We start from the raw sequence: 25,759 nt of genomic DNA on the forward strand, positions 1-25,759 counted from the left end.
ATCAGCTGACTTCCCCCAACCAAGCAGAAATTCGAGTAAAACTTTGTAAGGTTGGCGCTGCTTATCCCATAATGTGCCACCAGAGACATTGGCCGCAGCTTTGCAGAGGTAAGTCGATCCCCATGAACCGCACCGGCCGCGCCCTGACCCTGGGCTGCCTGTTGCTTCTTCAGCCCCTGCTGGCCTTGGCGGAGGGCGGTAACTCGTTGCTGATTCCGGCGACGGGCCGCTGCACCTTGAATGTTCAGCCTGAAGACCTGGCAAACGCCCTCAAGGCCTGCGAGCAGACGGCTACCGCGGGGGATGCCCAGGCACAATTCGAACTGGGCGAGTACTACTACACGCAAACCCCGAAAAACCTCGACAAAGCCCTGGACTGGTTCCAGAAGGCTTCGCTGCAAGGCCAGGCCGACGCCCAGTACCGTCTGGGTGCGATGTTCTTCCATGGCGAAGGGGTCAAGGCCAACAACGTGCAGGCCTACATCCTGCTGAAGATGGCCGCAGTCAACGGCGCCGAAGATGCACTGGACATGGCCGACGAAGTCACCGAGCAAATGCCCCGCGACGAGCTGGAGCATGCCACCCAGGTGCTCGGCCAGATCTTCCGCAAATACCTGCTGGAACTGCAGAACGCCGAAGGGCGCACGCCGTTCTCGCCACTCCCCTGACGGTTACTTTTCCGGCATTGGCATCGGGAACGGCATCACATTGCCGCCGCCCTTGGCTTCGCTGATCTTTGCCGTGCCCAGCCGCTCCACTTCATCAATGCGCACGATCGAGTGCATCGGCACGAAACTGCGGATCACCCCCTCGAACTGGTTCTTCAGCTTCTCCTCGCTCGGGTCCACCACCAGTTGCGAGCGCTCGCCGAACACGAACTCCTCGATTTCCAGGAAGCCCCACAGGTCGCTTTGATAGATCTGCTTGGCATACATCTCGAAGACCTGCCCCTGGTTGAGGAAGATCACTTTATAGATGGCAGGTTCGCGTTTGCTCATGATGGGAGGGATAACACATGCGTAAGAAAAGGCAGGCATGATACCTGCTCCGGCCTCTTCGCGGGTGAACCCGCTCCCACAGGTCATGCACACAACCAGTGGGAGCGGGTTCACCCGCGAAGAGGCCAGAACAGGCAGTACATACCGTTGAACGTTTCAGTGCTTTCGCCACTGGCATTCAAGGGTTATTCTTGAGTTCACACCCATTGCCGTCGAGCGGCTAAAAACGACCTTGAACGCACCCATAGAACCCCATCGTTTCATCCTCGAGCCCTTCGAGGCCCACCGTTTCGCCAACTTGTGCGGGCAGTTCGACGAGCACTTGCGCCTGATCGAACAGCGCCTGGCCATCGAAATCCGCAACCGCGGCAATCAGTTCGAACTGATCGGCGAACCCAAGACCACCTCTGCGGCCGAACAGTTGCTGCGCCGTCTCTACCGCGAGACCAAGGCCACCGACCTGTCGCCGGAAACCGTGCACCTGTACCTGCAGGAGTCGGCTGTCGAGAACATCGACAACCCGGCCGTCAACGAGGTCAGCGTGTCGCTGCGTACGCGCAAGGGCAACATCCGCCCGCGCGGGCTCAACCAGCAGCGCTACGTGAAGGAAATACTGGCCAACGACATCAACTTCGGCGTCGGCCCGGCCGGTACCGGCAAGACCTACCTTGCCGTGGCCTGCGCCGTGGATGCGCTGGAGCGCGAACAGGTGCGCCGTATCCTGCTGGTGCGCCCTGCGGTCGAGGCCGGCGAAAAGCTTGGTTTCCTGCCCGGTGACCTGGCGCAGAAGATCGACCCGTACCTGCGCCCGCTGTACGACGCCCTGTACGAAATGCTCGGCTTCGAACACGTTGCCAAGCTGATCGAGCGCCAGGTGATCGAGATCGCCCCGCTGGCCTACATGCGTGGCCGCACCCTGAACAACAGCTTCATCATCCTCGACGAAAGCCAGAACACCACGCTGGAACAGATGAAAATGTTCCTCACCCGCATCGGTTTCGGCTCCACCGCGGTGATTACCGGCGACATCACCCAGGTCGACCTGCCACGTGGCACCAAGTCGGGCCTGGCACACGTCATCGAGGTGCTGAAGGACGTTCCGGGCATCAGTTTTACCCACTTCCAACCCAAAGATGTGGTTCGTCACCCACTGGTGCAGCGTATTGTCGAAGCCTACGACCGCTTCGAAGCCCGCCAGGCCAAGCCCGAGGCGCCCGGCAAAGATGCTTGAACTTGATATCCAACGGGCCACGGACGCTGCCGCCCCGGATGACGCCGCCTTCCGCCGCTGGTGCGAGCTGGCCCTGCGCCAGCGCAGCGCCGACTCGGAAATGACCATCCGCCTGGTCGACGAAACCGAAGGCCGTGAGCTGAACCACACCTACCGGCATAAAGACTACGCGACCAATGTGCTGTCGTTCCCGGCCGATGTGCCCGATGACCTGCTCGATATCCCGCTGCTGGGCGATCTGGTGATCTGTGTCGCAGTGGTCGAGCGCGAAGCGGCCGAACAAGGCAAGTCGCTCGAAGCCCACTGGGCGCACCTGGTCATTCACGGTTGCCTGCACCTGCTCGGCTACGACCACATCGATGATGTGGAAGCCGAAGAAATGGAAGGCCTGGAACGGGAATTGCTGGCAGAACTGGGTCACCCCGACCCGTATGCCGACGATGAAACCGACTCAATCACACACTGAAACACGAAGGATCACGAGAACCGCCATGAGCGAAGATCGATCGAGCAACGGGCAAAAGTCCTGGCTGGGCAAACTGACCCAGGCTTTTGCCCATGAGCCGAAAAACCGCCAGGAGCTCCTTGAGCTGCTGCGCGAAGCCCATCAGAACAAATTGCTGGACAGCGAAGCGCTGACCATCGTCGAAGGCGCCATCCAGGTCGCCGACCTGCAGGTGCGCGACATCATGGTGCCGCGCTCGCAGATGAACAGCATCAAGGCCGGCCAGTCGCCGCGCGAGTTTCTGCCAGCGGTGATAGACGCCGCGCACTCGCGGTACCCGGTGATCGGCGAAAGCCACGACGATGTGCTCGGGGTCCTGCTCGCCAAAGACCTGCTGCCGCTGATCCTCAAGGAGAACGGCGACAGCTTCAATATCAAGGACCTGCTGCGCCCGGCCACCTTCGTGCCCGAGTCCAAGCGCCTGAACGTGTTGCTGCGCGAGTTCCGCGCCAACCATAACCACATGGCCATCGTCATCGACGAATATGGCGGTGTGGCAGGCCTGGTCACCATCGAAGACGTGCTGGAGCAGATTGTCGGCGATATCGAGGACGAGCACGACGTCGAGGAAGACAGCTACATCAAGCCGCTGCCAAGCGGCGACTTCCTGGTCAAGGCGCTTACCCCGATCGAGAACTTCAACGAGTTCTTCGACAGCGAGTTCTCCGATGACGAGTTCGACACGGTTGGCGGGCTGGTGATGAGCGCCTTTGGCCACCTGCCCAAGCGCAACGAAACCACCGAGATAGGGTCTTACAAGTTCCGTATTCTCAACGCCGACAGCCGGCGGATACACTTGCTGCGCCTGACCCCGATCAGCCGTTAAGGACAAACATGCGTTGGATCACCCGCCCCGGCTGGCCCGGTAACCTGCTGGCCCTGGCGGCCGGTGCTTCCACTCTTCTGGCCCTGGCGCCGTTCGACATCTGGCCGCTGGCCATATTGTCCATCGCCGTGCTCTACCTTGGCCTGCGCGAGCTTAGCCCGCGCCAGGCCATGTGGCGGGGCTGGTGGTTCGGTTTCGGCCTGTATGGCGCCGGCACCTGGTGGATCTACGTCAGCATGAACACCTACGGCGGCGCCTCGCCGCTGCTGGCGATTCTGCTACTGCTGGCGTTCTTCGCCGCACTGGCCTGGTTCTTTGCCCTGCCCACCTGGCTGTGGGCACGCTGGCTGAGGCGCAATGAAGCGCCACTGGCCGACGCCTTGTGCTTCGCCGCCCTCTGGCTGCTGCAAGAGGCCTTCCGCGGCTGGTTCCTGACCGGTTTCCCTTGGCTCTATGCCGGCTACAGCCAGCTGGATGGCCCATTGGCCGGGCTGGCACCACTGGGCGGCGTGTGGCTGGTTTCCTTCACCCTGGCGCTCACTGCGGCCCTGCTGTGCAACCTGCACCGTCTGCGCGCCCGCCCCTCGTTCCTTGCCGTGGCCTGCTTGCTGCTGCTGGCCCCGTGGGCACTGGGCCTGGCGCTCAAGGGCCATGCCTGGACCAAACCGGCAGGTGACCCGCTGAAAGTGGCAGCCATTCAAGGCAACGTCGAGCAGGACCTGAAATGGGACCCGGCGCACATCGACGCGCAACTGGCGCTGTACCGTGACCTGAGCTTCAGCTCCAAACCTGTGGACCTGCTGATCTGGCCAGAAACCGCAGTACCGGTGCTCAAGGACCAGGCACAGGGCTACATCGACGTGATGGGGCGTTTCGCTGCCGAGAGGCATTCGGCGCTGATCACCGGCGTGCCGGTGCGTGAAGTGGTGCATCATCAGCGCCGCTACTACAACGGCATCACCGTCGCCGGTGAAGGCGATGGCACCTACCTCAAGCAGAAACTGGTGCCGTTTGGTGAATACGTGCCATTGCAGGACATGCTGCGGGGTATGATCGAGTTCTTCAACCTGCCCATGTCCGACTTCGCCCGCGGGCCGGAAGATCAGCCGCTGCTGCAAGCCAAGGGTTATCAGATTGCGCCCTACATCTGCTACGAAGTGGTCTACCCCGAGTTTGCCGCAGGCCTGGCCGCACGCAGCGACCTGCTGCTGACCATCAGCAACGACACCTGGTTCGGCAAATCGATCGGCCCCTTGCAGCACTTGCAGATGGCACAGATGCGCGCGCTGGAAGCCGGCCGCTGGATGATCCGCGCAACCAACAACGGCGTCACCGCCCTTATCGACCCGTTTGGCCGCATTACCACGCAAGTGCCGCAGTTCGAGCAGGCGGTGCTGTATGGCGAAGTGGTGCCGATGCAGCAATTGACGCCGTATCTGAAATGGCGCTCGTGGCCGCTGGCGATTGTGTGTGCGCTGCTGCTGGGCTGGGCGTTGCTGGCAGGGCGCATAGCCAAAACCGTCTAACCAGGCGACACAGATCCCTGTAGGAGCGGCCTTGTGTCGCGATCGGGCCGCAAAGCGGCCCCGGCATTCTTGGTGTGAACGCTGAATTCAGGGGCTGCTACGCAGCCCATCGCGACACAAGGCCGCTCCTACAAGGGATCGAGTGCACCCTTGGCTCAGTAGAACACCCGATACCCCACCAAACCCGCCACTTCATTGAGCAACTGCCCGCTCTGCCACATCGCCCGGCTCTCCGGCAGCAACCCGGCAAACGGCCGCGCATGATCGCGCCCCAGGAACCCCACCGGCGCCGACACCACCTCGAACCCCGCCTGCTCAAAGCTCCAGCGCGAGCGCTGCATGTGCCAGGCCTGGGTCACCACCACTACGCGATGAATGCCCAACGGTTTCAGCACGTTGGCCGTGAGCTGAGCATTTTCCCAGGTCGTGCGGCTGGCCTCTTCACGCCACTTCACCTCGACCGCAAAGTCCTCCCGCAGCCGATCCGCCATCAACCGCGCCTCGCTCGGCGGCGTGCCATAGTGCAGCCCACCACTGGTCAGCACCGGCAAACCTGAGGCCTTGGCCAGCCGCGCGGCAAAGCGCATGCGCTCCAGCGCCGTGGCCGTGGGCTGGTCGCTACCGCCCCAGGCCGGGTCGCCCCGTTCACGTCCCGCCCCCAGCACCACGATCGCATCCGCCCGGCTCGCCAGGCCGGCCCAGTCGCTGACGGCCAACGGCGGCTCGCTTTCCAGCATACGGGCGGTTTCCTGCACTACCAGCGGCAGGCTCATCAGCCATAGGCCACCCAGCCCCACGGCAAAGCACAGCGCCGCCAGCCGTGGCCGCCGTGCACGCAGCCACCACGCCGCAAGCAACAGCAGCAACAGGATGCCCGGCGGCATCAGCCATTGTTTGATGAAGAATCGGATCGGCATCGGCCACACCTCCTTGGCAGGGGTGCAGCCTAAAAGGATCGGCGCCGGTCAACAAGGGTGCGACCGGCGCCAATCGTGAGCTGTGTAATATTGAAGAACCGGCGCGCGATGGCCTGCGGCTGGCATCCCGAACGGCTAGCGATGTGGCAGCGTCCTGGATCTCGCCGTATTGGCGGGGCGTTTCTTGTCCTTGAGCCAGATGATCTTGGCCGATGTCGGCTCCGCTTGTGGGTAACTGCCGGCACAGGCACTCTGGCGCACCGGGAGCGATTCCAGGTAGGCCTTGATCACTTCGAACTCTGCGTGGCTCAGGCCGCGCAATTCCAGCTCGGCCGGCATCTCGTCGCGCAATCGCACCGAGGTCCTGGCGGTTTCCAGCGCCAGGCCAAGCCGGTCGATCAGACGTTCGTAAAGCTCCGGCTTGATTGCGGGTAGCTGCGTCTCTCCCATCCGTTCACCTCATTGAAGATAAAGAATATCTCCCCCCACACCTGAGCTTAGCGGCGCAATGAAAAGCAGCCGCCTGCCGCGACCAGCGGGCATTCGCAACGAAGGTTTCCCACGATGCGCAACGCTGCTGTATGCTACGGCGTTCACTCTAAACGACACCGGAGTACCGGTTGCAGCGAAGTTCCGCTGCCTGGAACAAGGTCTCTTCTCTCTCAGCCAAAAGTAGCCATGCACGAACAATACACGCCCCGTGATATCGAAGCCGCCGCCCAGAACTTCTGGGACGAGCAACAATCGTTCGCTGTTACCGAACAGCCAGGCAAAGACACCTACTATTGCCTATCGATGTTCCCGTACCCGAGCGGCAAGCTACACATGGGCCACGTGCGCAACTACACCATCGGCGACGTGATTGCCCGCTACCAGCGCATGCTGGGCAAGAACGTCCTGCAGCCGATGGGCTGGGACGCTTTCGGCATGCCCGCGGAAAACGCGGCGATGAAAAACAACGTCGCCCCGGCCAAGTGGACCTACGAAAACATCGACTACATGAAGACCCAGCTCAAGAGCCTGGGCCTTGCCATCGACTGGGCACGTGAAGTGACCACCTGCAAACCCGACTACTACCGTTGGGAGCAGTGGCTGTTCACCCGCCTGTTCGAGAAAGGCATCATCTACCGCAAGAACGGTACCGTGAACTGGGACCCGGCAGACCAGACCGTACTGGCCAACGAGCAAGTCATCGACGGCCGTGGCTGGCGTTCGGGCGCGCTGATCGAAAAGCGCGAAATCCCGATGTACTACTTCCGCATCACCGACTACGCCGACGAGCTGCTGGAAAGCCTCGACGAGCTGCCGGGCTGGCCTGAGCAGGTCAAGACCATGCAGCGCAACTGGATCGGCAAGTCGCGCGGCATGGAAGTACAGTTCCCGTACGACCAGGCCAGCATCGGCCACGAAGGCACCCTGAAGGTCTTCACCACCCGCCCGGACACGCTGATGGGCGCGACCTACGTCGCCGTCGCCGCCGAGCACCCGCTGGCCACCCAGGCCGCCCAGGGCAACCCGGCGCTGCAGGCGTTCATCGACGAGTGCAAGAGCGGCAGCGTTGCCGAAGCTGACATGGCCACCCAGGAGAAGAAGGGCATGGCCACTTCCCTGCTGGTCGAGCACCCGCTGACTGGCGAGAAGCTGCCGGTATGGGTCGCCAACTACGTGCTGATGCACTACGGCGATGGCGCGGTAATGGCCGTGCCGGCCCACGACGAGCGCGACTTCGAGTTCGCCCGCAAATACAACCTGCCGGTCAAGGCGGTGGTACGCACCAGCGAAGGCGATGACGTCGGCAACGAATGGCTGGCTGCCTACAACGAGCACGGCCAGCTGATCAACTCCGGCGAGTTCGATGGCCTGGACTTCGCCGGCGCCTTCGACGCCATCGAAACCGCCCTGATCCGCAAGGACCTCGGCAAGTCGCGTACCCAGTTCCGCCTGCGCGACTGGGGCATCAGCCGCCAGCGCTACTGGGGCTGCCCGATCCCGATCATCCACTGCCCGTCCTGCGGCGACGTACCGGTGCCGGAAGACCAGCTGCCGGTCACCCTGCCCGAGAACGTGGTACCGGACGGTGCCGGCTCGCCACTGGCGCGCATGCCTGAATTCTACGAATGCACCTGCCCGAAATGCGGCACCGCGGCCAAGCGCGAAACCGACACCATGGACACCTTCGTCGAATCGTCCTGGTACTTCGCCCGCTACGCCTCGCCTAATTACGACAAGGGCCTGGTCGACCCGAAAGCCGCCAACCACTGGCTGCCTGTCGACCAGTACATCGGTGGCATCGAACACGCGATCCTGCACCTGCTGTACGCGCGCTTCTTCCACAAGCTGATGCGCGACGAAGGCCTGGTCACCTCGAACGAGCCGTTCAAGAACCTGCTGACCCAGGGCATGGTGGTCGCCGAAACCTACTACCGCGTGGCCAGCAATGGCGGCAAGGACTGGTTCAACCCGGCCGATGTCGAAATCGAGCGCGATGCCAAGGCCAAGATCATCGGCGCCCGCCTGAAGACCGACGGCCTGCCGGTGGAAATCGGCGGCACCGAGAAGATGTCGAAGTCGAAGAACAACGGCGTCGACCCGCAATCGATGATCGAAGCCTACGGTGCTGACACCTGCCGCCTGTTCATGATGTTCGCCTCGCCGCCCGACATGAGCCTGGAATGGTCCGACTCCGGCGTCGAAGGTGCCAGCCGCTTCCTGCGCCGTGTCTGGCGCCTGGCCCAGGCTCACGTCAGCCAGGGCCTGCCGGGCAAGCTGGATGTCGCCGCCCTGGACGACGCACAAAAGGTCATCCGCCGCGCCATCCACGCCGCCATCAAGCAGGCCAGCAACGATGTAGGCCAGTTCCACAAGTTCAACACCGCCATTGCCCAGGTGATGACCGTGATGAACGTGCTGGAAAAGGCCCCGCAAGCCAGCGAGCAGGACCGTGCCCTGCTGCACGAAGGCCTGGAAGCCGTCACCCTGCTGCTGTCGCCGATCACCCCGCACATCTCCCACGCGCTGTGGCAGCACCTGGGCCATGCAGGGTCGGTGATCGATGCCGCCTGGCCAAGCGTCGATGAGCAGGCACTGGTGCAGGACACCGTTACCCTGGTGGTTCAGGTCAACGGTAAACTGCGCGGCCAGGTCGAGATGCCTGCCGCGGCCAGCCGCGAAGAAGTCGAAGCCGCCGCCCGCAGCAACGAGAATGTCCTGCGCTTCATCGATGGCCTTACCATCCGCAAGGTCATCGTGGTACCGGGCAAGCTGGTCAACATCGTCGCCAACTGATGAAAACGCCCACCCGCAGTGGCTGCGGGTGGGCGGTACAGGCCCACAAGGGAGCAACAACATGATCAAACGCAATTTGCTGGTAATCGGCCTGGCGGTCATGCTCAGCGCCTGCGGTTTCCAGCTGCGCGGCACCGGCTCCACCGAGCTGAGTGTGAAGGAAATGGACGTCAGCGCACGCAATGCCTACGGCCCGACCGTGGTCCAGCTCCGAGAGGTACTGGAGCGTAGCGGTGTCAACGTGCATGCCGGCGCACCTTACCGCCTGGTGTTGACCAACGAGCAGGAGCGCGAGCGTTCGGCAACCTACAACAGCGGCAACCGTACCGCCGAGTACGAGCTGACCACGGAGCTGAACTACAGCATCCAGGGCCTGAACAACCTGGAACTGCTGAGCGACAAGCTGGAAGTGCGCAAGATCTACGTGCGTGACGGCTCGAACATCACCGGCTCCGAGCAGGAAGCCAACCGCGCCCGTGAAGAAATGCGCCGCGACCTGGTCAACGCCATGGTCGTGCGCCTGCAGATGCTGAGCCCGTCCCAGCTGGACGAGCTGCAGCGTAAAGCCGACGAACGCGCCCAGGCCGAAGCCGACGCGCTGGAGGCCGCCCGCCGTCAGCAGGCCGAAACGCCTCAGCAGTCGCCACTGGAAGTGCCGGGCAACTAAGCCCGCGTGGGGCACCCTCGGGTGCCCCGCCTGTTTCCCATGAAACTCGCCCCCGCCCAACTCAACAAGCACTTGCAAGGCGCCCTGGCACCGGTCTACGTGGTCAGCGGCGACGACCCGCTGCTGTGCCAGGAAGCCGCTGACGCCATCCGCAACGCGGCACGTCAGCAAGGTTTCGACGAGCGTCAGGTGTTCAGTGCTGACGCCAACTTCGACTGGGGCACCCTGCTCCAGGCTGGCGCCAGCCTGTCGCTTTTCGCCCAGCGCCGCCTGCTGGAACTGCGCCTGCCCTCGGGCAAGCCTGGTGACAAGGGCGCCGCCGCGTTGATGGAATACTGCGCCAGGCCCGCCGAAGACACCGTGCTGCTGGTGAGCCTGCCCAAGCTCGATGGCAGCGCGCAGAAGACCAAATGGGGCAAGGCCTTGATCGAAGGTGCCCACTGCCAGTTCATCCAGATCTGGCCGGTGGATGTGCACCAGCTGCCACAGTGGATCAACCAGCGGCTGCAGCAAGCCGGCCTGTCGGCGCAACGTGACGCTGTCGACCTGATCGCTGCGCGCGTGGAAGGCAACCTGCTGGCCGCCGCGCAGGAGATCGAAAAGCTTAAACTGCTTGCCGACGGCAACCAGATCACCGTGGAAACCGTGCAGGCTGCGGTCGCCGACAGCGCCCGCTTCGATGTCTTCGGCCTGGTCGATGCCATTCTCAACGGCGAAGCGGCGCATGCCCTGCGCATGCTCGAAGGCTTGCGTGGTGAAGGCGTGGAGCCGCCCGTGATCCTCTGGGCCCTGGCCCGCGAGCTGCGCCAACTGGCTGGGCTGGCCCAACAGTTCAGCCAAGGGGTGCCGCTGGACAAGGCCTTCAGCCAGGCCCGCCCGCCGATCTGGGACAAACGCCGGCCGCTGGTCAGCAAAGCCCTGCAGCGCCTGTCGGCGCAGCGCTGGGGGCAGTTGCTGCAGGATGCCCAGCGTATCGATGCGCAGATCAAGGGCCAGGCCGAGGGCTCGCCCTGGACGGGGCTTGCGCGCTTGTCGCTGTTGATGGCGGGACAGCGCCTGTCGTTACCTTCGCAATAGCCGGGGCCGCTTTGCGGCCCTTTCGCGGCACAAGGCCGCTCCTACAGCAGTCCCGGATCCCTTGTAGGAGCGGCCTTGTGCCGCGATGGGGCGCGAAGCGGCCCCAAGATCCAAGCCATAAACACAATCAATTGGCCCCACCCCGCACCAAGCCCTACAGTGCGCCCCGAAACCCACCCAACCCGGGAAGCCCGCCATGAGCAAAAAGCCGAAAAAGCACGGCCCCAACAAGGCCAAGTCCATCGTCGCCCAACCCCTGTTCCGCTGCCGCCAGGAACAACCGGACAAGGGCAAAGGCAGCTACCGCCGCGAAGCCTTCCAATCGAGAGATTGGGAGGCTTCCTACTTTTTGGCAGCATGAAAGCATCGCAAGCGCAGGCATGGTATGGTCGTCACCTGACCTGCAATTCTGGATCTGTGCATGCTCTTCCGTCTTCTCCCCCGTTGGGAAACCCGCCAGCTGATCGCGGCCTCCAGCTTCATCCTGCTCGTGGCCTGCGCGGAAAAACCCACCGCTGCCGACGCACTGCCGCTGGCCCCTGCCCAACCCGCTCCAGTGGTGACTGTGCCCGGCACAACGCCTGACGTCAGCACTGAAATCCAGCCTCTGCAAACCTTCGCCCAATGGCAGGCAGGCTTCCGCCAGCAAGCCCTGCAAGCCGGCATCTCGCCGAGCACGTTCGACAGCGCCTTCCTTGGCGTCACCCCCGACATGGACGTGATCAAGGCTGACCGCAGCCAGCCAGAGTTCACTCGCCCGGTATGGGAATACCTCGAAGGCGCCCTGTCGCCTCTGCGCGTGCGCAATGGCAAGAAGCTGCTGGAGCAGAACGCCGAGCTGCTGACCCGCCTCGAGCAACGCTACGGCGTTGACCGCCAGGTGCTGGTCGCGGTGTGGGGCATGGAAAGCAACTTTGGCCAGTTCCAGGGCAACAAGTCGGTGATTCGCTCGCTGGCCACGCTGGCCTATGAGGGCCGCCGCCCGCAGTTCGCCCAGGACCAGCTCATCGCCGCGCTGCAAATTATCCAGCATGGCGACATCCAGCCTGAAGCCATGCGTGGTTCGTGGGCCGGCGCCATGGGCCAGACCCAGTTCATCCCGACCACCTACAACACCCATGCCGTGGACTTCGACGGTGATGGCCGCCGCGACATCTGGAACAGTACACCGGATGCCCTGGCCTCGACGGCGCATTACCTGCAAAGCTCGGGCTGGAAGCGTGGTCAGCCATGGGGCTTCGAGGTACAAGTGCCGGCTGGCTTCGATTTCTGGCAAGCCGATGGCGCGCTGCGCAAACCGGTGAGCGAGTGGCTGGCGATGGGTGTGACACTGCCTGCAGGCACGCAGTTACCCGCCAACAGCAACCAGCTGTCTGCCGCCCTGCTGCTGCCAGCGGGCGCACGTGGCCCGGCATTTTTGGTGCTGGACAACTTCCGCGCAATCCTCAAGTACAACAACTCGTCGTCCTATGCCTTGGCGGTGAGCCTGCTGGGGGATCGCTTCAGTGGTTGGGGGTTCATTGCCGGCAGCTGGCCGAAAGAAGACCTGCCATTGAGCCGCAGCGAGCGCATGGAGCTGCAGAACCTGTTGAACAGCCGTGGGCACGAGGCCGGGAATGCCGATGGCATTATCGGCGCCAATACCCGCAAGGCCATTCGCACTGCCCAGCAGGGGCTGGGGTGGCCAGCAGATGGCTATCCGACCCACAAGCTGCTTGAGAGCCTGCGCCAGCCGTGAGATTGCCGGGGGCGCTCCTACAGACGACCGCGTAACTGCAATGTATCGCAATCGCCTGTAGGAGCGGCCTTGTGTCGCGATGGGCTGCAAAGCAGCCCCGACAACCTCAAGCCTTGAACAGATCCTGCTCCAACACCAGGCTCTGCCGATCACTGTCCAACCTTACCCGAGCCCCCAACGGCAAGCACACATTCGGGTCGCAATGCCCACTGCGCCACCCCGCCAGCACCGGCACACCCAGCGGCGCGAAGGTCTGCTCCAGCAACGGCGCCAACGCCGCCGTGGTAATCCCGGCAAAGTCCCCCACCAGCAAGCCCTTCACCCCCTCCAGCTTGCCCGCCAGGCGCAACTGGGTCAGCAGCCGGTCCACCCGGTACAACGGCTCGTTGACGTCCTCGATGAACAGGATGCAGCCTTGAGTATCCAGCTCGGCAAGCGTCCCCATGGTCGCCCCCAGCATCGACAGGTTGCCGCCCAGCAGCGGCCCGCTGGCCACACCCGGCAACACCGTGGTCAAGGCATAGTCCGCCGGGTGCGCGATCTGCTCGCCGCCCCGCACAAGCCCACTCAACTGTGCCAACAACGACGATTCGGTCGGCGGCAACTTGGCCCCCAGCAGATCGGCATTCAGCATCCCCCCGTGGAAGGTAACCAGCCCGCCGCAATGCCGGTAGATCGCAGTGTGCAGTGCGGTAATGTCGCTGTAGCCGATCAACGGTTTAGGGTTGCGGCGAATGAGCTCGAAGTCGAGCTGATCGAGCAAACGCATGCTGCCATAGCCCCCGCGCATGCACAGGATGGCGTCGATGCCCGGGTCGGTAAAAGCATCGTGCAGGTCCTGCAGGCGCTGTTGGTCCGGCCCTGCCAGATAACCCTGCGCCTGGAGGGCACCCGGGTAGATACGGCAACGGTAGCCGCGGTCAGCAAACCACTCGCTGACCTTGTGCGTATCCAGACGCGCCGCGCCCGCCGGCGCGACAATGGCAAAACAGGCGTTAGCCGGCAGCGCAGCTGGCAGGCTGGGTTGGACAGTTTCGGCGCAATTCATCGCGGCTCCTTGCAGCGCAGGTGGCACAAATAAAAATGCCGATGCCACCTTTCGGCGTGCATCGGCATACGTAGCTCTGCCTTTGGCTCAGAGCTTGATCTTGGCTTCGTGAGCTTGCTGGTCAGCGTGGTACGAAGAACGCACCAGCGGGCCGGAGGCGACGTTCTTGAAGCCCATCTTGTAACCTTCCTCGGCGAACCAGGCGAAGGTGTCCGGGTGAACGAAACGTTGCACCGGCAGGTGGCTACGCGATGGCTGCAAGTACTGGCCGAGGGTGAGCATGTCGATTTCATGCTCACGCATGCGGTGCATCACCTCGATCACTTCTTCGTCAGTCTCGCCCAGGCCGAGCATCAGGCCCGACTTGGTCGGTACGTGCGGCACCATCTGCTTGAACTTCTGCAGCAGGTCCAGCGACCAGTCGTAATCGGAACCCGGGCGCGCGGCCTTGTACAGGCGCGGCACGGTCTCGAGGTTGTGGTTGAACACATCTGGCGGCTCTTGCGCGGTGATTGCCAACGCAACGTCCATGCGGCCACGGTAGTCCGGTACCAGGGTTTCCAGCTGCACACCCGGCGACAGCGCGCGGATTTCGCGGATGCAGTCGGCAAAGTGCTGGGCACCGCCGTCACGCAGGTCGTCGCGGTCCACCGAGGTGATCACTACGTACTTCAGGCGCAGGTCGGCAATGGCGACCGCCAGGTTTTTCGGCTCGTCCAGGTCCAGCGGTTTCGGTCGGCCGTGGCCAACGTCACAGAACGGGCAACGACGGGTGCAGATGTCACCCATGATCATGAAGGTGGCGGTACCACCAGAGAAGCACTCGCCCAGGTTCGGGCAGGAGGCCTCTTCGCACACGCTGTGCAGCTTGTGCTTGCGCAGCAGTTGCTTGATGCGGTCTACCTCGGGCGAAACCGGAATACGCACGCGGATCCAGTCAGGCTTTTTCGGCAGCTCGTCGGTCGGGATGATCTTTACCGGGATGCGCGCGACTTTGTCGGCACCACGCAGTTTGACCCCGGCTTCCACCTTTTTCGGCGCTTGGCGCGGGGTGGTGTCCAGGGTAGGTATCAGGTTCGGCACGGCTTCTTGCACAGTTGTCATATTCAGTCGATTCCGCCCGTGAGGGTCGTCTGCTCAGCGTAGTCGAGGTGCTTGACCAGCTGTCCGCGCAGCCTTGTCCTGACCTCGTCGAGTTCGATCGGACCTGCCAGATCGCGCAGCTGGGTCATGGCCAGCCCCGCATAGCCGCAGGGGTTGATTCGGCGGAATGGCGCAAGGTCCATGTCCACGTTCAGGGCAAGGCCGTGGAACGAACGGCCGTTGCGAATTCGCAGGCCGAGGGAGGCGATCTTCGCTCCGTCGACATAGACGCCCGGGGCATCGGGCTTGGCCGATGCCTGCACGTCGTAACTGGCGAGCAGGCCGATCAGGGCCTGTTCGATACGGCTGACCAACTCGCGTACGCCAAAGCCCAGCCGGCGCACGTCCAGCAGCAGGTAGGCCACCTGCTGACCGGGGCCATGGTAGGTCACCTGGCCACCGCGATCGGTCTGCACCACCGGGATGTCGCCCGGCACCAGCAGGTGCTCGGCCTTGCCGGCCTGGCCCTGGGTGAAGACTGCGGGGTGCTCGACCAGCCAGATTTCATCCTGGCTGTCCGGGCTGCGCTGCTCGGTAAAGCGACGCATAGCCTCCAGCACCGGTTCATAGGGCTGCAGGCCAAGCTCGCGAAAACCGAGACAGGCGGACATCAGAGCACCATTTTCACGATGCCGGTAGCGCGCAGGGCGCTATTGATGTCGTGCAACTGGTCTTCGCTGGTGGCGACGATGTGCAATTGCACGGTGGTGTACTTGCCTTCCTTGCTCTGGCGCTCAGCCAAGGTCTTCATGTCGACCTCAGCATATTTCTTCAAGATCTCGACGACCGTGTCCTTGAAATGGACAACGGTATCGCCGATCACCTTGATCGGGTAATCAGTACAAGGGAATTCGATCTTGTGCGACTTGACGTCTGGTTCGCTCATGGCGGAAACGGCCTCGTAAGCCGTGGCAACAACAACACCCCCGCTAGATACGCGGGGGCTTGCAGGTCACGTATCAGTTGAACAACCCGAAGAAGAATAGACGGATGCTATCCCACATACGGCGGAAGAAACCACCTTCCTCGACGCCATCGAGGGCGATCAGGTCGGCGCTGTGAACCACTTTCTCGTCCAGTTTGACTTCCACTTTGCCGATCACGTCACCTTTGGCGATTGGCGCGGTGAGCTGCGGGTTCATGGTCATCGAAGCCTGCAGGCGCTTCAATTGGCCTTTAGGCATAGTCATGGTCAGGTCGTCGGCCAGGCCAGCCTTGATCTGGCTGGTGGCGCCCTTCCAGACCGGGGCCTGGGTCAGCTCGGTGCCCTTCTGGTAGAAGGTCTGGGTTTCGAAGAAGCGGAAACCGTAGGTCAGCAGCTTCTGGGTTTCGGCAGCACGGGACTGCTCGCTGTTGGTGCCGAACACCACGGCGATCAGGCGCTGGCCATCGCGAACGGCCGAAGCCACCATGCAGTAGCCGGCTTCGTCGGTGTGGCCGGTCTTCAGGCCATCGACGGTCTTGTCACGCCACAGCAGCAGGTTGCGGTTAGGCTGCTTGATGTTGTTCCAGAAGAACTCTTTCTGCGAGTAGATGGCGTAGTGGGCCGGGTCGACGGTGATGATCGCACGGGCCAGGGTAGCCATGTCGTGAGCCGACGAGTAGTGCTCCGGGTTCGGCAGACCGGTCGGGTTCATGAAGTGGCTGTTGGTCATACCCAGGTCGGCAGCCGTCTTGTTCATCATGTCGGCAAAGGCATCTTCGCTGCCGGCGATGTGCTCGGACAGGGCGACCGAGGCGTCGTTACCGGACTGGATGATGATGCCGTGCAGCAGGTCGCTGACAGTCACCTGGCTGCCGACCTTGATGAACATGCGCGAACCGCCGGTACGCCAGGCGTTTTCGCTGACGGTAACCGGGTCGTTCTCACCGATCTGGCCGCGGCGGATGTCCAGGGTGGCGATGTAGGCGGTCATCAGCTTGGTCAGGCTGGCTGGCGGCAGACGCTCGTCACCGTTGTTCTCGACCAGCACGTTGCCGCTGGACGCGTCCATGAGTACGTAGGACTTGGCTGCCAGTTGCGGTGGCGCCGGCGTCATCTGCTCTGCCGCGAAGGCGGCAGGCGTGATCATCAGCAGTACAGGCAGGCAAAGTCGTTTGGCAAGGTTGGTGATGTTCATCCGTCTCTCGAAAATCGCTAATGGTCTGAGATGTTCCCTGGGCAAGATCGTGTGCCCAGCGCCAGTCAGTCTAGTTTTATGGCCGTTGGCCTGACCCACGAACGTGCGGCTTTATGTCGCTGCGGGCAAAAGCCGTCATTGTACATGGCCGCGCCCGGCAATTCATGACAAAACCGACAGTTTGGTGTTGCCTTCTTCGCGGGCACGCCCGCTCCCACAGGGTGTCGCATACCCCTGTGGGAGCGGGCGTGCCCGCGAAGAAGACGACGCGGTCAGTCAGCTGTGACCAGCTTGGCCTGCCCCAAGTTCGCCAGGCGGATGCTGTCTTGTGCTTGCTGGATCTCACCCTGGCTGCCGATCGGCCCCAGGCGCACGCGGTGCAGGGTCTGCTGATTGCGCACAATCGAGCTGATGAACACCGGTGCACTGACCATGGTGCTGAGCTTGGAGCGCAGCAGTTCGGCGGCGTCCGGGTTGGCGAAGGCGCCCACCTGCAGGAAGCTGCCACCATTGCCGCCAGGTACGTTGTTGCCACCCACCTGCACCGGCACCACCGGCGCCGCATGCTGCTGTGCCGGCGGGGTCCATTGCTCGATACGCCCGGTACTGGCCGGGAGCGCCTGGGTCTGGGCCACCTGCGGCTCTTTCAGCACCATCGGCGGCGTCTGGCCACGCTGGGCCCACCACTGCTGCGGGTCGATGCCCTCGACGCGCACATGCGCGGTACCGGTCTCGGCATAGCCGAGCTTTTTCGCTGCCGCGTAGGACAGGTCGATGATGCGGTCCGAATAGAACGGGCCACGGTCATTCACCCGCAGGATCACGCTACGGCCGTTGGCCAGGTTGGTCACCCGCACGTAGGCCGGCAGCGGCAGGGTCTTGTGCGCCGCGCTCATGCCATACAGGTCGTACAGCTCGCCGTTGGCGGTGTTCTGGCCGTGGAACTTGGTGCCGTACCACGACGCGGTGCCCTCGGCGCGGTAATTGCGCGAGTCCTGCATGGGGTAATAAGTCTTGCCCAGCACCGTGTAGGGGTTGGCCTTGTAGTTGCCGGTGTGCACGGTCGGCGTGGCGTCGGGGATCTTGTTCACATCCACATCCCACCAAGGCGCGCCGTCCTTGTGGGCACGGTTGATGTCCAGCCCCGGCTGGGCACGCACGACGTTGCCACTGCTTTGCTGGGGCGGGCGGCTGGATGAACAGCTGGCCAGCACCACGCCAACGGCGAGGCAGGTCAGCAGTTTGAAGGAATTGGCAGAGATGATTGCGCGCATTACTTGACGCCCCGTGCTTGAACCAGCTGTTGCGCAAGCTGATGCACCGCCATGGCATACATCACGCTGCGGTTATAGCGAGTGATCGCGTAGAAGTTCTTCAGGCCCACCCAGTACTCGGGGCCATTGTCGCCCTCAAGGCGGAAGGCAGTAACCGGCAGATCATCGCGCAGCGAATCATGAACCGACCAGCCAAGCGCGCGCAACTCCCCTACCGTCTTCGCCGGCTCGATGCCGGTGGTCAGGCCTTGGTCGGCACGTGCACCATCCACCCAGGCGCGGCTGACCACGCCCCCGCCCGCCACCCAGCCATGGCGCTTGAAGTAGCTGGCGACGCTGCCGATGGCATCGTCCGGGTTATTCCAGATATTGATGTGGCCATCACCGTCGAAGTCCACCGCGTAGTTGCGAAAACTGCTCGGCATGAACTGCGGCAGGCCCATGGCGCCGGCATAGGAGCCTTTGAGCGTCAGCGGGTCGAGCTGTTCATCACGGGCCAGCAGCAGGAATTCGCGCAGTTCCTTGCGGAAGAACTCGGCCCGCGGCGGGTAGTCGAAGCCCAGCGTCGACAGCGCGTCGATCACCCGGTAGTTGCCGGTGTTGCGGCCAAAGAACGTTTCCACACCGATGATCGAAACAATGTACTGCGCAGGCACGCCGTATTCCTGCTCGGCACGGGCCAGCACGGCCTCGTGCTGGCGCCAGAAATCCACACCCCGGGCAATGCGCGCGTCGGTGAGGAACATCGGCCGGTAGTCCTTCCACGGCTTGACCTTTTCCGCCGGGCGCGAGATGGCGTCGAGGATCGACTGCTTGCGCTGCACTTCACGGAACACGCCCATCAGCTGCTCAGGGGCAAAACCATAGTCGCGGCTCATTTCGCCAACAAACTCGGCCACCTGCGGTGAGCTTTGGTAATCGCCGGCATGGGCCAGCTGTACAGCGCCGAACAGGCCCACCGCGCCAATCCACGGCGCACAACGGGCAGCCCAGTTACGCACTGCTTGCATGAAATTCTTCACCTTATTCAAACCTGCGCGATCCATTTGCGGTGCGTGTGGATCGACATCAGAACGCCAAACGCTGAAAGCAGCGTCACCAACGATGTTCCGCCATAGCTGATGAAAGGTAGCGGCACGCCCACCACAGGCAGAAGGCCGCTGACCATCCCGATATTGACGAACACGTATACAAAGAAGGTCATGGTCAGGCTGCCCGCGAGCAGCTTGCCAAACAGGGTCTGCGCCTGGGCGGTGATCATCAGGCCACGGCCGATCAGCAGCAGGTAGACAATCAGCAGCAGGCAGATACCGACCAGGCCGAACTCCTCGCCCAGTACGGCGATGATGAAGTCGGTGTGGCTTTCCGGCAGAAAATCCAGGTGCGACTGGGTGCCGAGCAGCCAGCCCTTGCCGAACACTCCGCCCGAGCCGATCGCCGCCTTGGACTGGATGATGTTCCAGCCCGTGCCCAGCGGGTCGCTTTCCGGGTCGAGGAAGGTCAGTACCCGCTGCTTCTGGTAGTCGTGCATGACGAAAAACCACATCGCCACCGCCACCGGCACCGCCGCCGTCAGCACACTGAGGATCCAGCGCCAGCGCAGGCCACCCATGAACAGCACGAAGGCGCCGGAGGCGAGAATCAGCAGCGCCGTGCCCAGGTCGGGCTGGCGCACGATCAGGATGAACGGCACGCCGATCAGCACCAGGCTGATTGCCACGTGCTTCAAGTGGGGCGGCAAGGTGCGCTTGGACAGGTACCAGGCGATGGTCGCCGGCATGATGATCTTCATGAATTCCGAGGGCTGGAAGCGGATCACCCCGGGAATGTTGATCCAGCGCGTGGCGCCCATGGCGTTGTGGCCCATCACGTCCACCACCACCAGCAACAGCACCCCGGTCAGGTACGCCAGCGGCACCCAGCGTGCCATGAAGCGCGGCTCCAGCTGGGCGATGACGAACATCGACACCAGGCCGATGCCGAACGAGGTGGCCTGCTTGAGCAGCAGGTCCCAGTTCTTGCCACTGGCCGAATAAAGGACGAACAGGCTGCCGGCCGCAAGGGTGAGCAGAATGATCAGCAAGGGGCCGTCGATATGGATGCGCTGCAGAAAGCTGGCGCGCCGACGCATCACATCCTCACTGGAGAGCATGCGATCGAAATTGTTCATCACAGGGCCGATTCCTGGGTAACGGTGGCAGGCGCGAACTCGGGCTTGAGCCGGCCATTTTCGTCGAGCAGCCAGGCGTCCATGATCTGGCGTACCACGGGCGCAGCCACGCCCGAGCCGGACTCACCGTTCTCGACCATTACCGATACCACGATTTTCGGGGCTTCGGCCGGGGCAAAGGCGACGAACAAGGCGTGGTCGCGGTGGCGCTCCTGAAGCTTGTTGCGATCGTACTTCTCGCCTTGCTTGATCGCCACCACCTGGGCGGTACCGCTCTTGCCGGCAATGCGGTACTGGGCGCCGGCGGCAGCCTTGCGCGCGGTACCGCGGGCGCCGTGCATTACCTGCTCCATGCCATGGGTGACCTTGGCCCAGTCGGACTTGTCACGCAGCACGATGTTTTCCATGGGGTTTTCGTCCACAGGCTGCTGGCCTTCGATGGTCTTGGCCAGGTGCGGGCGGTTCCACACGCCCTTGTTGGCGATCAGCGCGGTGGCCTGGGCCAGCTGCAGCGGCGTGGCCTGCATGTAGCCCTGGCCAATGCCGAGGATCAGGGTTTCACCGGGGAACCAGGCCTGACGGCGGGTGGCACGCTTCCATTCGCGCGACGGCATCAACCCGGCGGACTCTTCGAACATGTCGAGGGAAACCCGCTGGCCGATGCCGAACTTGTTCATGTAGCTGGACAGCCGATCGATGCCCATCTTGTGCGCAAGGTCGTAGAAGTAGGTGTCGTTGGAGCGCATGATCGCGGTGTCCAGGTCGACCCAGCCATCGCCGGAGCGGTTCCAGTTACGGTATTTGTGGTCATAGTTGGGCAGCTGGTAATAGCCCGGGTCGAACACCCGGCTGCTGGCATTGACTGCACCACTGTCCAAACCCGCAATGGCCACCGCCGGCTTGATGGTCGAGCCCGGCGGGTACAGGCCACGCAGCACGCGGTTGAACAGCGGCCGGTCGATCGAGTCGCGTAGTTCGGCGTAGGCCTTGAAGCTGATGCCGGTAACGAACAGGTTGGGGTCGAAGCTTGGCTGGCTGACCATCGCCAGCACCTCGCCAGTACGTGGGTCGAGTGCGACCACTGCGCCACGCCGGCCACCCAGGGCGGCCTCGGCGGCTTCCTGCAGCTTGATGTCCAGGCTCAGCACAATGTCCTTGCCCGGTTTCGGGTCGGTGCGCTTGAGCACCCGCAGCACGCGGCCCCGGGCGTTGGTCTCGACTTCCTCGTAGCCGACCTGGCCGTGCAGGTCGTCTTCGTAGAAGCGCTCGATGCCGGTCTTGCCGATATGGTGGGTGCCGCTGTAGTTCACCGGGTCGAGGGTTTTCAGCTCTTTCTCGTTGATGCGCCCCACATAACCCACCGAATGGGCGAAATGCGCACCCTGCGGGTAATGCCGCACCAGCTGGGCCACCACTTCCACGCCTGGCAGGCGGAACTGGTTCACCGCCACCCGGGCGATCTGCTCTTCGTTGAGTTCGAACAGGATCGGCACCGGCTCGAACGGCCGACGGCCCTGGCGCATACGCTTCTCGAACAGGGCCCGGTCGTCGGCCGTCAAATCCAGCACTTCGACGATGGTGTCCAGCACTTCCTGCCAGTTACCCGCACGTTCGCGGGTCATCGATAGGCTGAAGCTGGGCCGGTTGTCGGCAACGATCACCCCGTTGCGGTCGAAGATCAGCCCGCGGGTCGGCGGGATCGGCTGCACATGCACCCGGTTGTTCTCCGACAGCGTCGAGTGGTAGTCGTACTGGATGATCTGCAGGTAGTACAGCCGCGCAATCAGCACGCAAATAAGCAGCACGATCGCCACCGCGCCGACCACGACGCGGTTGCGCACCAGGCGGGCGTCTTTCTCGTGGTCCTTGAGGCGGATCGGCTGCGACATCTGACTGCTTACAGGCTCATTTGTGGTAAGGGTGCCCGGACAACACGGTCCAGGCGCGGTAGATCTGCTCGCCGATGAGTATCCTTACCAACGGGTGCGGCAAGGTCAGCGGCGACAGCGACCAGCGTTGCTCGGCGCGCGCGCAAACCTCAGGCGCCAGGCCTTCCGGGCCGCCGACCATCAAATTCACCGTGCGCGCATCCAGGCGCCAGCGGTCCAGCTCGGTCGCCAGCTGCTCGGTGCTCCAGGGCTTGCCATGGACCTCGAGGGTGACAATGCGTTCCCCAGGCTGAACCTTGCTCAGCATGGCTTCGCCCTCCTGACGGATCAGGCGGGCGACATCGGCATTCTTGCCACGGGTATTCAGCGGGATTTCCACCAGCTCCAGCGACAGCTCGGCGGGCAGGCGCTTGGCATATTCATGCCAGCCTTCCTCGACCCACTTCGGCATGCGCGAGCCGACCGCGATCAAGCGCAGACGCACGACGCTTCCTTATTCCCGGTCTTTGATCTTGTCATCGAAGTAGGCGCTGGCGTTTTCCGGGCTGTGATGCTTGGCATCAGCAGCACGGCTCTGCTCGGCACCCGCCCACAGACGCTCCAGGTCGTAGAACTGGCGGGCAGCGGCAGTCATCATGTGCACGATGACGTCATTCAGGTCCAGCAGCACCCAGTCGCTGTCGCCCTTGCCTTCTTCGCCCAGCGGCTGCGCGCCTTGCTTCTTGACAGCTTCACGGACCTTTTCCAGCATCGCGTTGATCTGGCGGTTGGAGGTACCGGTGGCAATGATCATGTAGTCGGTCAGGCTGTGCTTGTCGCGCACGTCGATAACCTGGATGTCCTGGGCTTTGACGTCTTCCAGAGCGCTAATGGTCAGTTTGACCAGTTCTTCGCCACTGATGCCATTGGTTTTCTGCTTGCTCATATAAAACTCGTTCAACTCGTTGGATGAGGCGCCAGAGGCACCGTCAGTTAGGCGCACGATACAGTTCGTGCGCCTCGATGTAGGCCAGTACGGCGTCCGGCACCAGGAACCTCACCGATTTGCCGCTGGCCAGCAGCTGTCGGATCTGTGTAGCCGACACCGCAAGCGGCGTCTGCCAGACGAACGAAATATTTCCCGCCGGGCCGGACATGGCGGCGGGATCGCTCTCCGAGCGCGCAGCCAGCAGGTTGCGCAGCTCGTCAGGGGGTTCTACGTCGGCATCCGGGCGTTGCAGCACCAGGATGTGACAATGTTGCAGCAATTCTTCCCAGCGGTGCCAACCAGGCAGGCCGCAGAAGGCATCCCAGCCCAGCACCAGGAACAACTGGTCGTTGCCGCCCAGTTCGGCGCGGATCGATTCCAGCGTATCGATGGTGTACGACGGCTTGTTCCGTTCCAGCTCGCGAGCATCGACGCTCAGGCAAGCAACGCCCTGCACCGCTTCGCGGACCATGGCCAGGCGATCCTGCGCACCCACCTGCGGGGTGTCGCGGTGCGGCGGCCGGGCATTGGGCAACAGGCGCAGCTCGTCCAGCCCCATGAACTCGGCCACTTCCAGCGCGCTGCGCAGATGGCCGATGTGCACGGGATCGAAGGTGCCGCCTAGAATGCCGATGCGCCGGACTGCCTGGGCCTTGCTCAACTCAGCAGGACTCCTGACCGCGCAGCTGGCCGTCGCCGATCACTACGTACTTCTCGCAGGTCAGGCCTTCCAGGCCGACCGGGCCACGGGCATGCAGCTTGTCGGTGGAAATACCGATTTCCGCACCCAGCCCGTACTCGAAACCGTCGGCGAAGCAGGTCGGGGTGTTGAGCATGACCGACGCCGAGTCGACCTCAGCCATGAACTGGCGGGCTTCACCCTGGTGTTCGCTGATGATCGAGTCGGTGTGGTGCGAGCCATAGTGGTTGATGTGCTCGATGGCCTGGTCCAGGCCATCGACGACACGGATCGACAGGATCGCGTCCAGGTACTCGGTGTGCCAGTCGTCTTCAGTGGCCGGCTTGGCGTCGATCAGCGCGCGGGTACGCTCGCAGCCACGCAGCTCCACGCCCTTCTCCTGGAAGCGGCGGCCCATTTCCGGCAGGAAGCGCTCGGCCACATGCTGGTCGACCAGCAGGGTTTCCATGGCGCCGCAGATGCCATAACGGTATGTCTTGGCGTTGAAGGCAACGTTCCAGGCCTTGTCCAGGTCGGCATGCTGGCTGACATAGATGTGGCAGATGCCGTCCAGGTGCTTGATCACCGGAACGCGGGCATCGCGGCTGATGCGCTCGATCAGCCCACGGCCGCCACGCGGCACAATGACGTCGACAAACTGCGGCATGCTGATCAGCGCACCCACGGCTTCGCGGTCGGTGGTCTCGACCACCTGCACCACGGCGGCCGGCAGGCCCGCAGCGGCCAGGCCACGCTGGATGCAGGTGGCGATGGCGCGGTTGGAATGGATGGCTTCGGAGCCGCCACGCAGGATGGTTGCGTTACCCGACTTCAGGCACAGGCTGGCAGCATCGATGGTCACGTTCGGGCGCGACTCGTAGATGATCCCGATCACCCCCAGCGGTGCGCGCATCTTGCCGACCTGAATACCGGATGGACGGTAGCTCATGTCGCGGATGGCGCCGACCGGGTCCGGCAGGCTGGCTACCTGGCGCAGGCCGGTGATCATGCCGTCGATGCGCGCAGGGGTCAGCGCCAGGCGGTCGAGCAGCGCCGGCTCAAGGCCATTGGCGCGGCCGGCGGCCAGGTCCAACTCGTTGGCGGCAGTCAGTTCGGCACGGGCAGCATCCAGCGCATCGGCAGCGGCTTGCAGGGCGCGGTTCTTCTGCGCGGTGCTGGCACGGCCGATCACCCGGGAAGCCTCACGGGCAGCGCGACCCAAACGGGTCATGTAGTCAAGAACGGACTCAGTCATGGGTTCGGTGTCTTGGCGAAGGGGAAATCGGCTGATTATAACTGCCGCGCAGGTGTACGCCCAGCGGCGGGTGGCGGATGGTAGAAAATGGGTGTTCGTCTCACGGATATCTGCGCCTGTGAAATCGAGCGCCGCCCGCGCGGCGCATCGCGAGCTGCGCTCGCTCCTACGTTTGTTTCGGGCCAGTAACGCCTGCGCCAACGCGCGCGACGGCCCTGTTCGTAAGACACGATATCGAGCCATGCGCCAAGGCGTTCGCGCGCAAATCCCACAGGACTGATTGGCCCGAAACAAAGGTAGGAGCGAGCTCAGCTCGCGATGCGCCGCGCGGGCGGCGCTCGATCTCACGGGCACCAAACACATCAAGGCGAACCCCTTGCAGCCGCTACCAACGAAACATATGGATACCAATCAATCGCCCCACAGGTTCAGCCAAGATTAAGC

At 63.2% G+C, this 25,759-nt stretch carries 26 protein-coding genes; 10 read left to right on the plus strand and 16 right to left on the minus strand.

All coding sequences use genetic code 11. The annotated features are described in order from the left end of the window. The first annotated feature begins 122 nt into the window (after positions 1-122). Positions 123-668, plus strand: coding sequence for a tetratricopeptide repeat protein (locus ABI582_RS11395; protein WP_016489345.1), 546 nt, complete (start codon positions 123-125; stop codon positions 666-668). A gap of 3 nt (positions 669-671) precedes the next feature. On the opposite strand, the gene ABI582_RS11400 is transcribed toward ABI582_RS11395, so the two are convergent. Then, the gene (locus ABI582_RS11400; protein WP_041167902.1) at positions 672-998 is read right to left on the minus strand and encodes a DUF1820 family protein; all 327 of its coding nucleotides are present in this window, start codon (positions 996-998) and stop codon (positions 672-674) included. A 232-nt stretch (positions 999-1,230) separates the two neighbouring features. On the opposite strand from ABI582_RS11400, the gene ABI582_RS11405 reads away from it, so the two are divergent. From ABI582_RS11405 to lnt, 4 genes are read left to right on the plus strand one after another with little or no spacing between them, the layout of a single operon-like run. Beyond that, positions 1,231-2,229, plus strand: a complete 999-nt coding sequence (locus ABI582_RS11405) for a PhoH family protein (RefSeq protein ID WP_016501791.1) — start codon at positions 1,231-1,233, stop codon at positions 2,227-2,229. Beyond that, positions 2,222-2,695 (plus strand): rRNA maturation RNase YbeY, encoded by a 474-nt coding sequence (gene ybeY, locus ABI582_RS11410; protein ID WP_442119228.1) that lies wholly within the window; start codon positions 2,222-2,224, stop codon positions 2,693-2,695. Before ABI582_RS11405 ends, ybeY begins: the two co-directional genes overlap by 8 nt. A 25-nt stretch (positions 2,696-2,720) precedes the next feature. Continuing rightward, positions 2,721-3,560 carry an HlyC/CorC family transporter gene (locus ABI582_RS11415; RefSeq protein ID WP_338745353.1) on the plus strand — a complete coding sequence of 280 codons (840 nt, stop codon included), beginning with the start codon at positions 2,721-2,723 and terminating at the stop codon, positions 3,558-3,560. Positions 3,561-3,568: 8 nt separating this feature from the next. Beyond that, on the plus strand, positions 3,569-5,086 hold the full coding sequence (lnt, locus tag ABI582_RS11420; RefSeq protein ID WP_258654113.1) for an apolipoprotein N-acyltransferase: 1,518 nt from the start codon (positions 3,569-3,571) through the stop codon (positions 5,084-5,086). Between the two features lie 155 nt (positions 5,087-5,241). Here the strand turns inward: lnt and ABI582_RS11425 are convergent, their stop codons facing one another. Continuing rightward, positions 5,242-6,003, minus strand: coding sequence for a YdcF family protein (locus tag ABI582_RS11425; protein WP_338745354.1), 762 nt, complete (start codon positions 6,001-6,003; stop codon positions 5,242-5,244). Between the two features lie 135 nt (positions 6,004-6,138). Continuing rightward, the gene (locus ABI582_RS11430) at positions 6,139-6,453 is read right to left on the minus strand and encodes a hypothetical protein (RefSeq protein WP_063422775.1); all 315 of its coding nucleotides are present in this window, start codon (positions 6,451-6,453) and stop codon (positions 6,139-6,141) included. A gap of 228 nt (positions 6,454-6,681) precedes the next feature. Here ABI582_RS11430 and leuS point away from each other — a divergent pair, with 228 nt between their 5' ends. The 5 genes from leuS to ABI582_RS11455 all read left to right on the plus strand — a co-directional run bounded on the left by leuS (position 6,682) and on the right by ABI582_RS11455 (position 12,770). After that, positions 6,682-9,288, plus strand: a complete 2,607-nt coding sequence (leuS, locus tag ABI582_RS11435) for a leucine--tRNA ligase (protein WP_049276284.1) — start codon at positions 6,682-6,684, stop codon at positions 9,286-9,288. A 61-nt stretch (positions 9,289-9,349) separates the two neighbouring features. Further along, positions 9,350-9,955, plus strand: a complete 606-nt coding sequence (locus tag ABI582_RS11440; protein WP_338745357.1) for an LPS-assembly lipoprotein LptE — start codon at positions 9,350-9,352, stop codon at positions 9,953-9,955. Positions 9,956-9,994: 39 nt separating this feature from the next. Next, positions 9,995-11,032 (plus strand): DNA polymerase III subunit delta, encoded by a 1,038-nt coding sequence (holA, locus tag ABI582_RS11445; protein ID WP_229609594.1) that lies wholly within the window; start codon positions 9,995-9,997, stop codon positions 11,030-11,032. 196 nt (positions 11,033-11,228) lie between these two features. Next, positions 11,229-11,393, plus strand: coding sequence for an alternative ribosome rescue factor ArfA (gene arfA, locus ABI582_RS11450; protein WP_016501800.1), 165 nt, complete (start codon positions 11,229-11,231; stop codon positions 11,391-11,393). Between the two features lie 60 nt (positions 11,394-11,453). Continuing rightward, the gene (locus tag ABI582_RS11455; RefSeq protein WP_410931854.1) at positions 11,454-12,770 is read left to right on the plus strand and encodes a lytic murein transglycosylase; all 1,317 of its coding nucleotides are present in this window, start codon (positions 11,454-11,456) and stop codon (positions 12,768-12,770) included. Positions 12,771-12,876: 106 nt separating this feature from the next. Here ABI582_RS11455 and ABI582_RS11460 read toward each other — a convergent pair whose 3' ends face one another. From ABI582_RS11460 to ABI582_RS11520, 13 genes are all read right to left on the minus strand, one after another. Beyond that, on the minus strand, positions 12,877-13,818 hold the full coding sequence (locus ABI582_RS11460) for a S66 peptidase family protein (protein WP_442119229.1): 942 nt from the start codon (positions 13,816-13,818) through the stop codon (positions 12,877-12,879). Between the two features lie 87 nt (positions 13,819-13,905). Further along, positions 13,906-14,922 carry a lipoyl synthase gene (gene lipA, locus ABI582_RS11465; RefSeq protein WP_258654119.1) on the minus strand — a complete coding sequence of 339 codons (1,017 nt, stop codon included), beginning with the start codon at positions 14,920-14,922 and terminating at the stop codon, positions 13,906-13,908. 2 nt (positions 14,923-14,924) lie between these two features. Then, positions 14,925-15,572 (minus strand): lipoyl(octanoyl) transferase LipB, encoded by a 648-nt coding sequence (gene lipB, locus ABI582_RS11470; RefSeq protein ID WP_012274372.1) that lies wholly within the window; start codon positions 15,570-15,572, stop codon positions 14,925-14,927. Continuing rightward, the gene (locus ABI582_RS11475; protein ID WP_442119230.1) at positions 15,572-15,847 is read right to left on the minus strand and encodes a DUF493 domain-containing protein; all 276 of its coding nucleotides are present in this window, start codon (positions 15,845-15,847) and stop codon (positions 15,572-15,574) included. Before ABI582_RS11475 ends, lipB begins: the two co-directional genes overlap by 1 nt. A 73-nt stretch (positions 15,848-15,920) precedes the next feature. Then, on the minus strand, positions 15,921-17,081 hold the full coding sequence (locus ABI582_RS11480; protein WP_086977163.1) for a D-alanyl-D-alanine carboxypeptidase family protein: 1,161 nt from the start codon (positions 17,079-17,081) through the stop codon (positions 15,921-15,923). Between the two features lie 272 nt (positions 17,082-17,353). Continuing rightward, positions 17,354-18,355, minus strand: a complete 1,002-nt coding sequence (locus ABI582_RS11485; RefSeq protein WP_442119231.1) for a septal ring lytic transglycosylase RlpA family protein — start codon at positions 18,353-18,355, stop codon at positions 17,354-17,356. Beyond that, positions 18,355-19,365, minus strand: coding sequence for a lytic murein transglycosylase B (mltB, locus tag ABI582_RS11490; RefSeq protein ID WP_442119232.1), 1,011 nt, complete (start codon positions 19,363-19,365; stop codon positions 18,355-18,357). The genes ABI582_RS11485 and mltB overlap by 1 nt, the downstream gene beginning before the upstream one ends. A gap of 17 nt (positions 19,366-19,382) precedes the next feature. Further along, positions 19,383-20,486: a rod shape-determining protein RodA gene (gene rodA / locus ABI582_RS11495; protein WP_258657774.1), complete on the minus strand. Its 1,104-nt coding sequence runs from the start codon at positions 20,484-20,486 to the stop codon at positions 19,383-19,385. Between the two features lie 38 nt (positions 20,487-20,524). After that, positions 20,525-22,414 carry a penicillin-binding protein 2 gene (mrdA, locus tag ABI582_RS11500; RefSeq protein WP_368977665.1) on the minus strand — a complete coding sequence of 630 codons (1,890 nt, stop codon included), beginning with the start codon at positions 22,412-22,414 and terminating at the stop codon, positions 20,525-20,527. Positions 22,415-22,430: 16 nt separating this feature from the next. Next, positions 22,431-22,898: a 23S rRNA (pseudouridine(1915)-N(3))-methyltransferase RlmH gene (gene rlmH, locus ABI582_RS11505; RefSeq protein WP_003249722.1), complete on the minus strand. Its 468-nt coding sequence runs from the start codon at positions 22,896-22,898 to the stop codon at positions 22,431-22,433. Positions 22,899-22,907: 9 nt separating this feature from the next. Further along, positions 22,908-23,339 (minus strand): ribosome silencing factor, encoded by a 432-nt coding sequence (gene rsfS / locus ABI582_RS11510; RefSeq protein ID WP_338745362.1) that lies wholly within the window; start codon positions 23,337-23,339, stop codon positions 22,908-22,910. A gap of 43 nt (positions 23,340-23,382) precedes the next feature. Next, positions 23,383-24,042 (minus strand): nicotinate-nucleotide adenylyltransferase, encoded by a 660-nt coding sequence (gene nadD / locus ABI582_RS11515; protein WP_442119233.1) that lies wholly within the window; start codon positions 24,040-24,042, stop codon positions 23,383-23,385. 1 nt (position 24,043) lies between these two features. Continuing rightward, positions 24,044-25,315, minus strand: coding sequence for a glutamate-5-semialdehyde dehydrogenase (locus ABI582_RS11520; protein WP_442119234.1), 1,272 nt, complete (start codon positions 25,313-25,315; stop codon positions 24,044-24,046). Positions 25,316-25,759 lie beyond the last annotated feature (444 nt).

This window comes from Pseudomonas sp. SAS7, from assembly GCF_052112345.1.
In the GTDB taxonomy this organism is placed as follows: domain Bacteria; phylum Pseudomonadota; class Gammaproteobacteria; order Pseudomonadales; family Pseudomonadaceae; genus Aquipseudomonas; species Aquipseudomonas putida_Q.